8 protein-coding genes are annotated in these 10,888 nt (G+C 72.8%); 1 reads left to right on the forward strand and 7 read right to left on the reverse strand.

The window, feature by feature from the left end; genetic code table 11:
- Window positions 1-183 precede the first annotated feature (183 nt).
- From MOX02_RS03350 to MOX02_RS03380, 7 genes are all read right to left on the reverse strand, one after another.
- The gene (locus tag MOX02_RS03350) at window positions 184-1,398 is read right to left on the reverse strand and encodes a hypothetical protein (RefSeq protein ID WP_147024311.1); all 1,215 of its coding nucleotides are present in this window, start codon (window positions 1,396-1,398) and stop codon (window positions 184-186) included.
- A 103-nt stretch (window positions 1,399-1,501) separates the two neighbouring features.
- Window positions 1,502-2,290, reverse strand: a complete 789-nt coding sequence (hisN, locus tag MOX02_RS03355; protein ID WP_147024312.1) for a histidinol-phosphatase — start codon at window positions 2,288-2,290, stop codon at window positions 1,502-1,504.
- Between the two features lie 54 nt (window positions 2,291-2,344).
- Window positions 2,345-4,381, reverse strand: coding sequence for an AI-2E family transporter (locus MOX02_RS03360; RefSeq protein ID WP_147024313.1), 2,037 nt, complete (start codon window positions 4,379-4,381; stop codon window positions 2,345-2,347).
- Window positions 4,382-4,509: 128 nt separating this feature from the next.
- Window positions 4,510-5,268 carry a LamB/YcsF family protein gene (locus MOX02_RS03365; RefSeq protein WP_147024314.1) on the reverse strand — a complete coding sequence of 253 codons (759 nt, stop codon included), beginning with the start codon at window positions 5,266-5,268 and terminating at the stop codon, window positions 4,510-4,512.
- A 10-nt stretch (window positions 5,269-5,278) separates the two neighbouring features.
- Window positions 5,279-6,571, reverse strand: a complete 1,293-nt coding sequence (pncB, locus tag MOX02_RS03370; RefSeq protein WP_147024315.1) for a nicotinate phosphoribosyltransferase — start codon at window positions 6,569-6,571, stop codon at window positions 5,279-5,281.
- 131 nt (window positions 6,572-6,702) lie between these two features.
- Window positions 6,703-7,206 carry a pyridoxamine 5'-phosphate oxidase family protein gene (locus tag MOX02_RS03375; protein ID WP_147024316.1) on the reverse strand — a complete coding sequence of 168 codons (504 nt, stop codon included), beginning with the start codon at window positions 7,204-7,206 and terminating at the stop codon, window positions 6,703-6,705.
- A gap of 127 nt (window positions 7,207-7,333) precedes the next feature.
- The gene (locus MOX02_RS03380; protein ID WP_147024317.1) at window positions 7,334-9,280 is read right to left on the reverse strand and encodes an autotransporter domain-containing protein; all 1,947 of its coding nucleotides are present in this window, start codon (window positions 9,278-9,280) and stop codon (window positions 7,334-7,336) included.
- 383 nt (window positions 9,281-9,663) lie between these two features.
- On the opposite strand from MOX02_RS03380, the gene MOX02_RS03385 reads away from it, so the two are divergent.
- Entirely contained in the window at window positions 9,664-10,797 is a 1,134-nt protein-coding gene (locus MOX02_RS03385) for an Mrp/NBP35 family ATP-binding protein (protein WP_147024318.1), read from the forward strand.
- Window positions 10,798-10,888: the final 91 nt, after the last annotated feature.

Consider the following 10,888-nt stretch of genomic DNA (forward strand, 5'->3'; position numbering starts at 1 on the left):
TTGCCTTGACCCGGGCGCGCGACGCTTCGGACCCTGAGGAAGAACAATTGTGCGCAACCCTATCATGCGCGCACACGCTCGCTTTGATCTAGGTTATTTTCCCACACGCTGAAGGTCGCGGGGTGCCGATGGCGTGCCGTCGGCCGTTCGGGAGCGCGCCGACCGAGCGGAGGCCTCCGCTTCTCAGCGCGCGGCGTCCGCGGTGGGCGCCGCGCGCGCCGTCGCCTCGGCGAGCCGGGCGATGGCGGCGGCGACGAGATCGGGGCCGGCCCGGAGCGTGCCGAGCTCGACGCCGGACATGGCGAGCATCACGGGGGCGAGGTTCGGCAGCGGCCGGCCGGTCCCGTCGAACAGGTTGAGATCGTCGGCGGGCTTCAGCCCGACGCTCGCCGCGATCCGGCCGGCGTAGTTCGCGATCCTCACCGCGTCGTTCGCGCAGAGCGGCGCGGGCAGGCGCAGGTCGAGGAGGGGGAGGCCCGCCGCGATGGCCGGCAGCGCGGCCGATTCCGCCACGAGCCGGTCCGGCGACAGGCTGGGACGGGCAAGCAGTGCGGCCGGATCGTCGGCCCCGCGCAGCGGCGGGAGGCGCGCGGCGCCCGCGCGCGGCGTCGCCGTCACGCCGGAGGCGATGTCGGCGACGGGCCTGAGCGGCGGCAGAGGCGCCCGGGCGGCGCGGCGGCCCGGATGGCCCCCCATCCGCGCGAGCGGCGACCAGGGCTGGATGCGCAGCTCGGGTCGCGCCGCGGCCGCGGGGTTGCGGGCCGGACGGGCGGCGAGCGCGCGGCGCGGGGCGCCGCCGCGAGCGTTGCGGGCGAGGAAGCGGGCGCGCAGCGTGCGGCCGATCCCGTGCGGCGCCAGAGCGGTCGAGACGGCGGGCGCGGCTCCGGCCGCCGGCGCCCGCGCCGTGCCCGCCGCGGGCAGGCCGCAGGCGGCGGGCGCCCAGCGCCGCACGACGGCGAGCGCCGTGCGGCGCCCGTAGTCCCGGTAGTAGCGGCGCAGCAGCAGGGCCGCCGCGTCGGCTCCGTCGGCGGCGGTGGCGAAGCCGGTGTGCCCTTCCGCGTCGCCGCCGATCTCGCCGGACCAGCGGGCCTGCTTGATGCACCAGTAATTGTTGAGCTTGACGCAGCGCGCCACGAAGGGCGGGTCGATCGCGGCGTAGCGGGCGACGAGGGCGAGCGAGGCGGGGCGCAGGGCAGCGCCCGCCTCCCGCCGCCAGTTCGTCACCGCCCGCGCCTCGGGCACGAAGCGCGGCATCGCGGGCACCTCGGCGGGCGCGGGAAGCGCCGCGGCGATCGGGGCGGTGCGCTCCGTCCAGGCGATCCGCGCGCGCGCGGCCTCGAGCCCGGTCTCGATCCGCGGCGTCAGGGTCGTCAGGGCGATCAGCGCGACGAGGAGCAAGGCGGGGACGCCGGGTTCGAGGAGCGGCGAAGCTTGGCCACTCTCAGGCAACGGCGCCGGGGCGGATTCGGTTCAACGCGCGGTCGAGAGAGCGGCGCCGGATTCACGGGTTGAGCACGGCGAGGGCCGCGGCGTGCAGCCGCCGGTCTCCCGCCGCGATCACGCGCCCGCCCTCTGTGGCGGGGCCGCCGTCCCAGGCGGTGACGACGCCGCCCGCGCCTTCGACGATGGGGATGAGGGCCACGATGTCGTAGGGCTTCAGCCCCGCCTCGACCACGAGGTCGATCTGCCCGGCGGCGAGCATGCAGTAGGCGTAGCAATCGGCGCCGTAGCGCGCCATCCGCACCGCCGGCTCGATGCGCCGGTAGCCCTCCGCCTCCTCGCCCTCCGCGAAGAGGCGCGGGTCGGTGGTGGCCAGGATCGCCTCCTTCAGGCTCTCGCAGCGGCGCGTGCGCAACGTCCGCTCGCCGCGGGCGTTGCGCAGCTTCGCGCTCGCCCCGTCGCCGAAGAAGCGCTCGTTGAGGAAGGGCTGGTGCATAAGTCCGCGCACGGCGGCGCCCGCCCGCTTCAGCCCGATCAGGGTGCCCCAGGTGGGCAGGCCGGCGATGAAGGCGCGGGTCCCGTCGATCGGGTCGAGCACCCAGACGCACTCGGCGTCGAGCCGTTCCGAGCCGAATTCCTCGCCGAGGATGCCGTGGGTCGGGAAGGCCTGGCGAATCATGTTGCGCAGGACGACCTCGGCCGCCCGGTCGGCTTCCGTCACCGGATCGAAGGCGGCGCCCCCGCGGGCCTTGTCGTCGAGACCGAAATGCGCGCGGAAGAAGGGCAGGATCGCCTGTCCCGACTCGGTGGCGAGGTCGTCCATGAACCGCGCGAGATCGACGACGCTCATCGGCAAGTCACCCTCTCCAGACCGGGCAACGGAAGCGGGCTCCGGAGGGCCGCGTCAAGCCCCCGCGAGATCGGAAGGCTCGCGCTTCGGCTCGGCGGATCCCGTTCCGGCGAGGCTCGCCGCGAGGCCGGCCGAGAGCGCGCCCGGCTCCGCCTGGATGGTGCCGATGACCGCCTCGACCGCCGCGCGCAGGGAGATCACGTTCTCGTCGGCCCTCATCGCGGCGAGCCGCGGCGCGTCGCCGAGGATCTCGTCGTCCGCCCGCCAGAGGCCGACCACGATGCGCGCCTGCGGCATCCGCCCGCGAAGCCGCTCGACCAGGCGCCGCAGGTGGGTCGGCTCGCCGCTGATCGCCAGCGAGATGATGCAGGCGATCCGCGCGGGGCCCGGCGCGAAGGCGTCGATGCGGGCGCGGGCGACGTCGGAGAAGGGCACCACCCGGGTACCGATGCCGCGCTTGGCGAGGAGCTGCGCCAGGATGGCGGCGGCGGCCCCGTCCACGAAGCCGCGGCCGGCGACGCAGAGCACCGCGCCCTCCTGCCGCCACGATTCCGGGATCGCGCCGGGTTCGGGCGCGATCGGCTCGCGCCCGCAGGCCGGTGCGGTGCGCTCGCCGCCGGTGATCAGGCGGCGGGCCGCCGCGGCCGGCGCCTCCGGCGTCTCGTCCGAGCGGACGGCGAGCTCCTCGATCAGGCCGCTCAGCGACTCGCGGATCGCGCTCTTCTGCTCGGGCGTGAGCACGCCGCGCGCGGCGTCCCGCGCGGCGAGCTCCAGGCCCTTCAGCACGACCTCGTCGTAGTAGGCGGAGAGGGAGCATTCCTGCAGGATCAGGTCGGCGTGCTCCTGCACCTCCTCGGGGTCGTCGGCCAGGATGCGCTGGTAGAAGTTCTCCACCGGCGTCAGCGCGGGCCGGTCGCCGAACAGCACGTCGAGGAATTCGAGCCGGTCGACGTGGCGGCCGAGCACGACGAGGCAGACGGTGAGCGGCGTCGAGAGCAGCAGCCCCACCGGCCCCCACAGCCAGGTCCAGAACAGGGCCGAGACGAGCACCGCGAAGGGCGAGAGGCCGGTGGAGTGGCCGTACAGCAGCGGCTCGATCACGTGGCCGACGATCGGCTCCAGCACCACGAACAGGATCGCGGTGGCCACCACCATGTTCCAGCCCGGATCGACGGCGGCGGCGAGCGCCAGCGGGAAGAGCGCCGAGAGGAAGGCTCCGACATACGGCACGAAGCGCATCAGCGCGGTGAAGATGCCCCACAGCACCGGGTTCGGCACGCCGATGAGGTAGAGGCCGGCCCCGATCACGACGCCGAAGCCGGCATTCAGGGCGAGCTGGACCACGAAGTAGCGGCTGAGCCGCCGGGCGGCATCGTCCATCGCCACGGTGGTGCGGTGCAGGTCGCTGGAGCCGGCGAGCCGGATCATGCGGTCGCGCAGGTCCTCCTTCTGCATCAGGATGAAGAGCAGCACCACGAACACGATGCCGGTGGTGGCGAGCGGCTTCATCACGGGCGAGAGCAGCGAGCCCGCGGTCTCGATCGGGCCGGGCGGCCGCTCGCGCATCTCCACGAGGACCGGCTTCTCCTCGGGCTTGCCCGGATCGGCCGGCGGGGCTGCCGGCTTGGTCGCGCCCGCATCGGCCTCGTTGCCGGCCTGATGGATCGCCCGGCCGATATTGGCGACGTAGTCGGTCGCGCGGCCGAGCGCGCTGCCCTTCAGGCCCTCGACCTTGCGCTCGATCGTGTCGCGGTAGCGCGGCACGTCGCCCGCGAGATCCGCGACCTGGACGCCGATCAGGGTGCTGAGCGCCGCCACGATCCCGAGGGCGGTGGCCACCGCGATCGCCACCGCCACGATGCGTCCGAGCCGCAGCCGCCGCAGCAGATCGACCAGCGGACCGAGCACGAACGAGAACAGGACCGCGATGGCGATGGGGATGAAGATCTCGCGGCCGAAATAGAGGGCCGCGACGATGACGCCCGCGATCACCACGGGCGAGGCGAGCGCGGCCTTCGGCGTCTCGGCGGCGGCGACCCGGGTCGGGCGCGGGGGGATCAGAGGCGCCTCGGGACTCGACTTCGTGGCCATTCCGTTCCCGCCTCGAACGCGACGCGTGCGCCGCACCGCTCGGCGCGGGCATCGCAGCGTGAGGAACGGCGGGCGGCCCCGAACGATCCCTCGGCCGCGCCCGCATCCTCACGGAGGCGTGAGGAGCCTCAGGCCGCGAAGGGCGCGAGGGTGTGGCCCGCCGCCTCCAGGCCGGCCCGCACGGCGCGCGCCATGGCGACGGCGGCGGGGGTGTCGCCGTGGACGCAGACCGTGTCGATCGCGACGGGGATCCGGCGGCCGGCCAGGGTCTCGACGGCGCCCTCCTCCAGCATCCGCACGGTCCGCGCGGCCGCGGCCTGCGCGTCGTGGATGACGGCGCCCGGCTCGGCGCGGGGGCTCAGCCGGCCGTCCTCCGCGTAGGCGCGGTCGGCGTAGACCTCGCGCGCGACGGCGAGGCCGAGGTCGAGGGCCGCCCGCTCGGCGGGGAGGCCGGGCATGACCATGAGGACGAGGCCCGGATCGACGGCGCGCACGGCGCGCGCGATCGCGGCCGCCACGTCGTCCGCGACGTTGGCGAGATTCGCCAGCGCCCCGTGCGCCTTGACGTAGCTCACCCGGTGGCCGGCGAGCGCCGCGCAGGACTGGAGCGCCCCGATCTGGTAGGCGACCGCCTGCTCGACCTCGGTCGGGCTCTGCGGGATCATCCGGCGGCCGAAGCCTTCGAGGTCGCGGAAGCCCGGATGGGCGCCGAGCGCCACGCCCCGCGCCCGCGCCGCGCGCGCCGTCGCCACCATGATGCCGGGGTCGCCCGCGTGGAAGCCGCAGGCGACGTTGGCCGAGGTGACGACGGCGAGCATCGCCGCGTCGTCGCCCATCCGCCAGGACCCGAAGCCCTCGCCGAGATCGCTGTTGAGATCGACCCGCATGGCGGACCGCCTAGACCAGGACCGGGGCGGCCACCTGCCCGCCCGTGCCGAACACCCGCTGGTAGCGCGCGATCTCCTCGGCCGGGCCGATCGCCTTGGTGGGGTTGTCCGAGATCTTCACGGCCGGGCGGCCGTTCGCCTCGATGACCTTGCAGACGATCGAGATCGGGTCGAGGCCGGCGCCCGGCACGAGGCCGCGGAAATCGTTGGTCAGCAGCGTGCCCCAGCCGTAGCCGATGCGGATGCGCCCGTGGAAATGGGCGTGGATGCGCTCGATCCCCTCGATGTCGAGCCCGTCGGAGAAGATCGCGAGCTTCGTCCGCGGGTCGCTGCCGCGTTCCCGCCACCAGGCGATCGCCTCCTCGCCGCCCTCGATCGGCTCCTTCGAGTCGATGCGCATGCCCGTCCAGGCCGTCATCCAGTCGGGGGCGTGGGCGAGGAAGCCGGTGGTCCCGTAGGTGTCCGGCAGGACGACGAGGAGGTTGCCGGCGTAGTCCTGCTGCCAGTCCCGCAGCACGTCGTAGGGGGCCTCGGCCAGCGCCGCGTCGTCCTCGGCGAGCGCCGCGTAGACCATCGGCAGCTCGTGCGCGTTCGTGCCCACCGCCTCGACCTCCCGGCGTAGGGCGATCAGGCAGTTCGAGGTGCCGAGGAAGCGCGGCCCGAGGCCCGCACTCATCGCCTCGACGCACCAATCCTGCCAGAGGAAGCCGTGGCGCCGCCGCGTGCCGAAATCGGCGATGGAGAGGTCGGGGAGCGGGCGCAACCGCTCGATCTTCTCCCAGACCCGGGTCATGGCGCGGGCGTAGAGCACCTGCAGCTCGAACTTAGCGAGGCCGCGCAGCACGCCGCGGGAGCGCAACTCGTTGAGGATGGCGAGGGCCGGCACCTCCCACATCGTGGTCTCGACCCAGGGGCCGTGGAAGGTCAGCACGTACTGCCCGTCGCGCGCCTCGAGCTCGTACTCGGGCAGGCGGAAGCTCTCGAGCCACTCGATGAACTCGGCCGAGAACATCCGGCGCCGGCCGTAGAAGGCGTTGCCTCTCAGCCAGGTCGATTCGCCCCGGCTGAGGCGCAGCGAGCGGGCGTGGTCGAGCTGCTCGCGCAGTTCCCCCTCGTCCACGAAGTCGGCGAGCCGCACGCTGCGCGAGCGGTTCTGGATGCCGAAGGTGACCCGCGTGTCGCGGTGCCGGCGCAGGATCGTCTGCGCCATCAGGAGCTTGTAGAAGTCGGTGTCGAGGAGCGACCGGACGATCGGGTCGATCTTCCAGGTGTGGTTGTAGACCCGCGTGGCGAGGTCGATCATGTCCGTCCGGGGCCCGTCCGTTGCCGAAGCTGCACCGGAGTGGCGGCGAGGCGGGCCGCAAAGTCAATCGCGTCCGCCTGCTCCGCGCGGGCGGCTCCTCTGCCGAGGGCGCCGCCCGCCGGGGCGCGGCCTCAGCGCAGGTCGACCTTGGCGGTCTCCGTCTTCGGGCTCTCGCCCGTCACCGCGGCCTTCACGTAGCCGTAGAGGTGCAGCATCGTGGCGTTGGGGCTGTCCCAGTACTCGCCCTTCTCGGGGTGCACGCGGATGAGCGCGACCTCCGGGTCGTCCTTGCCGTTCGGGAACCAGGTCTTCAGGCTCTCATTCCACTTGTCGTCGATGATCGCCTGATCGGTGACGATCTCGGCCTTGCCGGCCACCGAGACGTAGGTCTGCGTCTTCGGATCGGAGTAGGCGAGGTTGACCTGGTTGTCCTTCGAGATCTCGGCGGTCTTCGGCGAGTGGAGCTTCGTGAAGAACCACAGGTCGCCGACCTCGTCCGCGTCCTGGCTCCACATCGGGCGGCTGTAGAGCTTCCCGTCCGGGTCGGCGGTGGTCATCATCGCCACCTTGATGTCCTTGATGAGGTCGAACAGCTTCTGCGCGCCCGCGTGGTCGCGATGGTTGCCCTGATGCATGGGGTTCTCTCTCTCCAACTCGTCCGACGCAGGCGGAGGGCGCGCTGGCGCGCCGCCGGGTGGGGCCTGCGAAAGTCGAGTCGACAACGGGGCAGCGCCGCGATGGTTTCGCGGCGCCGCCCGGTGCTCAGAAGCGGTAGCGCAGGCCGGCCGTGACGGTGCGGTCGTCGCCGCCCGAGCGGGCGAAGCTCGTGGAGCCCGTCACCACCCCGCTGAGCCCGTTGCCGAGGTCGATGTCGAGGCCGCCGGCCACCCGCCCGTAGACGTCGTCGCCGCGCCGTCCCGTCTGGGTGCGGATCAGCAGCGCCGGCGCGTAGGTCTGGAACGAGGCGACCGTGCGCACCCCGTCGAGCACGTCGTGCTGCGCCGTCAGGTTGACGAACGGGCTGACTGCGCCGGAGAGCAGCGGCAGGGCCGTGCGAAGCTGGACGCCGCCGCCCACCGTCAGCCCGTCGAGGTTCTGCGCGCGCACCCCGATCGTCAGCAGCGGGTCGCCGCTCTCCCGGTAGGCGTTCACGTGGACCCGGGCGTAGGCCATCTCGGCGATGGGCCCGGCGCGGAGGCCGCCGAGATCGAACAGGTAGCCGGCCCGCGCCGAGGCGGTGAGCGTGTCGCCCGAAGGCCGCGCGCTCAGCCGGTCGTTGAGCACGCCCGGCCGATCCACCGTGTAGCGGTTGCTGCCGTAGGTGACGGCCGCGTCGAGGAACAGGCTCGGCGTGGTGTAGGAGGCGAAGGCGCCGCCCTGGAAGCTGTCGAGGTCGATCCGGCCGTTGGAGAGGCCGCGCAGGTCGACCGCGGTGCTGAGATAGTTGAAGGCGGCGCCGAGCACGAGGTTCGGGCTGGCCTGGTACTGCAGGCCGGCGGTGACGCCGCCGAAATCGGCCCCGTAGGAGTTGCCGAGGCTGCCCTGGGCGGAGGTCTGGGCGGTGCGGTCGAGGGCGGCGTAGGTGCCGAGCGCGAACAGCGAGAGCGGGCTTCCGATCTGGACGGGGATGAGGCTGGGCGGCCGGCGGTTCGGCAGATCGGCGGCGTACTGGCCGGGCACGCTGGGCAGGAGGTTGCGGCGGCGCTCGGCGTCGAGGCGGCCCATCAGGGCGGAGCTGAAGGCGAGGCCCGCAGCCTGACCGAGCTCACCCTGCGGGCCGAGGGTCAGCGGCGCGTTGAGCTGGTTGGCGAGGAAGGCGGCGATCCAGGTGTTGGCGCGGCCGGTGTTGTGGACCCGATCGGGCGAGATGTGCTGGTTCTCGAGGGCGCCGTTGTTGTCGATGCCGTTGGCGGCGCAGGCGGGCACCTCGGTGCAGGGCGTGAGGGCGTTCGGACCGAAACCGTACGCGGCCGGGTCCGCGCGCAGGCGCGAGATCACGCCGGCCACGTCGAAATAGCGGATGTTGAGGCCCTGGGCCGAGATCGGCACCAGGGCCGAGAGCAGGTCCGCATTGATCGTGGCGGCCAGCCGGTTGTCGCCGAGCGGTATGAAGAAGGGTCCGGCCTGGAAGTTGCCGGAGCGGTCGAGCTTCTGATTGAACACGACGAACTCGCGCGCCCCGGCACCGGCCAGCCGGTTGATCGCCTGCACGGTGTTGCCCACCACGGTCTGCGCCGTGGCGGCCCTCTGCGCGTCGGTCCCGAACTGCACCGGCGTGATGTCGTTGTAGCCGATCCAGATGTTGATGAGGTCGCGCGGGCCGAAGCGTCCGATCCGGGCCAGGGCTTGGTCGACCTGGTCCGGCAGGCCCCAGGCGAAGGCCGGCGAGAGGAGCGGGTCGGGATCCTGATGGACCGATCGGGCGCCGCCCACGGCGAAATCGTCCCCGACCCTGTACGGCAGCCCGATCCGACCGGGCACGACCTCGTAGAAGACCGGCGCGTTCGATGACCGGCCTGCCTCGGAGATCCTGGGCACGCCCGGGAACAGGCTGGCGAGGTCGAACCCGGTTTCCCGGATGATCCGGCCGTTGTCGGTGAGGCTGTCGCCGAAGGCGACGTAGCGGGTGAAGTAGGCCTCCTGAGCGTGCGCGCTGGCGCAACCGAGGAGGAGGCTGCCGAGAGCGGCAGCCGCACGAATTTTCAGCATCCAGATCCCCAAGGCTCGGTGTTCGTTCGTGGGCCCGGCTCGTTCGCGGCCGGGCGATTCAATTGGTGCGATGATCAGCAGGCTTGCAACAGATTCAACGCGAGTGGGATGACGTCGAAGCCGAACTGTTGCTTTCGCGTATCTTTCCGAAGAAGAGTCTGGAACAAAATTGCCCAGTAGAGAGATGGGTATCGTCTGATGAACATTATTTGCGGGCGACAGTGCCTGTTCCGCGGCGTCCGCCGAATCGTCAGGCCGGCCTGACCGGCGCGCGGGGCTCGCATGGCGCGCAGGCCCTGGGCGTTTGCGGCGCGGCGGGTTACACGGCAGGGCGGGCTACGCGGCGGGTGCCGCCGGCCGCCTCGCATGTCAGGAGTTCCCCTTTGGCGATCACCCGCGACGACGTGCTCAAGGCTCTGGCCGGCGTGACGGTCGATGCCGGCGGCACCACCCTCACCGGCTCCGGCCGCCTCTCGCAGGTGGTGGTCGACCCGAGCCAGCGGGTCATGTTCTCGATCCTCGTCGACCCGAGCGAGGCGGAGCGCTTCGAGCCGGTGCGGCGCAGGGCGGAGGGCGCGGTGCTGGCGCTACCCGGCGTCACCGGCGTCTTCGCGAGCCTCACCTCGGAGCGCGGCCCCAACATGCCCGCGCCGGCCGCCGCCCCGGCGCGCCCGGCCACGCCGCCGCCGCGGGGTGCCGCTCCCGGCCCCGGCCCGGCGCTGCCCGGCGTGCGCCACATCGTGGCGGTGGCCTCCGGCAAGGGCGGCGTCGGCAAGTCCACCACCGCCTGCAACCTCGCGCTCGCCCTGCAGGCGCAGGGCCTCAGGGTCGGTCTTCTCGACGCCGACATCTACGGCCCGTCGGTGCCCAAGCTCTTCGGCCTGTCCGGCAAGCCGCGGGTGATCGAGGGGCGGACGCTGGAGCCGATGCAGGGCTACGGGCTCAAGGTGATGTCGATCGGCTTCCTGATCGAGCCCGAATCCGCGATGATCTGGCGCGGCCCGATGGTGCAGTCGGCAATCACGCAGATGCTGCGCGAGGTCGCCTGGGGCGAGCTCGACGTGCTCCTCGTGGACATGCCGCCCGGCACCGGCGACGCGCAGCTCACCATGGCGCAGGCGACGCCGCTGTCGGGCGCCGTCATCGTCTCGACGCCGCAGGACCTCGCGCTCATCGACGCCCGGCGCGGCGTCACCATGTTCAAGAAGGTCGCGGTGCCGATCCTCGGCGTGGTCGAGAACATGGCGACCTTCGTCTGCCCCCATTGCGGGCAGGCCTCGCACATCTTCGGCCACGGCGGCGCCCGCGAGGAGGCCGAGCGCCTCGGCGTGCCCTTCCTCGGCGAGGTGCCCCTCAACATGACGATCCGCGAGACCTCCGATTCCGGGCGCCCCGTCGTGGCGACGGACCCGGACGGGCCGCAGGCGAGCGTCTACCGGGAGATCGCGGGCCGGCTCTGGGGCAACCTCTCGGGCGCGGGGGCCGGCCGGGCCGCGCCGAAGATCGTCATCGAGTGAGCCGATGACGACGCTCGGAGGCAGCCGGTGACGACGCTCGGAGGCAGCCGGTGACGACGCTCGGAGGCAGCCGGTGACGACGCTCGGCGTC

The organism is Methylobacterium oxalidis, from assembly GCF_007992195.1.
In the GTDB taxonomy this organism is placed as follows: domain Bacteria; phylum Pseudomonadota; class Alphaproteobacteria; order Rhizobiales; family Beijerinckiaceae; genus Methylobacterium; species Methylobacterium oxalidis.

What these genes read in the sequence shown, in the direction of transcription:
- hisN (WP_147024312.1), bottom strand. Translation starts at nt 2,290, where the DNA reads ATGAGCGTCGTCGATCTCGCGCGGTTCATGGACGACCTCGCCACCGAG.
- MOX02_RS03380 (WP_147024317.1), bottom strand. Translation starts at nt 9,280, where the DNA reads ATGCTGAAAATTCGTGCGGCTGCCGCTCTCGGCAGCCTCCTCCTCGGT.
- MOX02_RS03360 (WP_147024313.1), bottom strand. Translation starts at nt 4,381, where the DNA reads ATGGCCACGAAGTCGAGTCCCGAGGCGCCTCTGATCCCCCCGCGCCCG.
- MOX02_RS03365 (WP_147024314.1), bottom strand. Translation starts at nt 5,268, where the DNA reads ATGCGGGTCGATCTCAACAGCGATCTCGGCGAGGGCTTCGGGTCCTGG.
- pncB (WP_147024315.1), bottom strand. Translation starts at nt 6,571, where the DNA reads ATGATCGACCTCGCCACGCGGGTCTACAACCACACCTGGAAGATCGAC.
- MOX02_RS03375 (WP_147024316.1), bottom strand. Translation starts at nt 7,206, where the DNA reads ATGCATCAGGGCAACCATCGCGACCACGCGGGCGCGCAGAAGCTGTTC.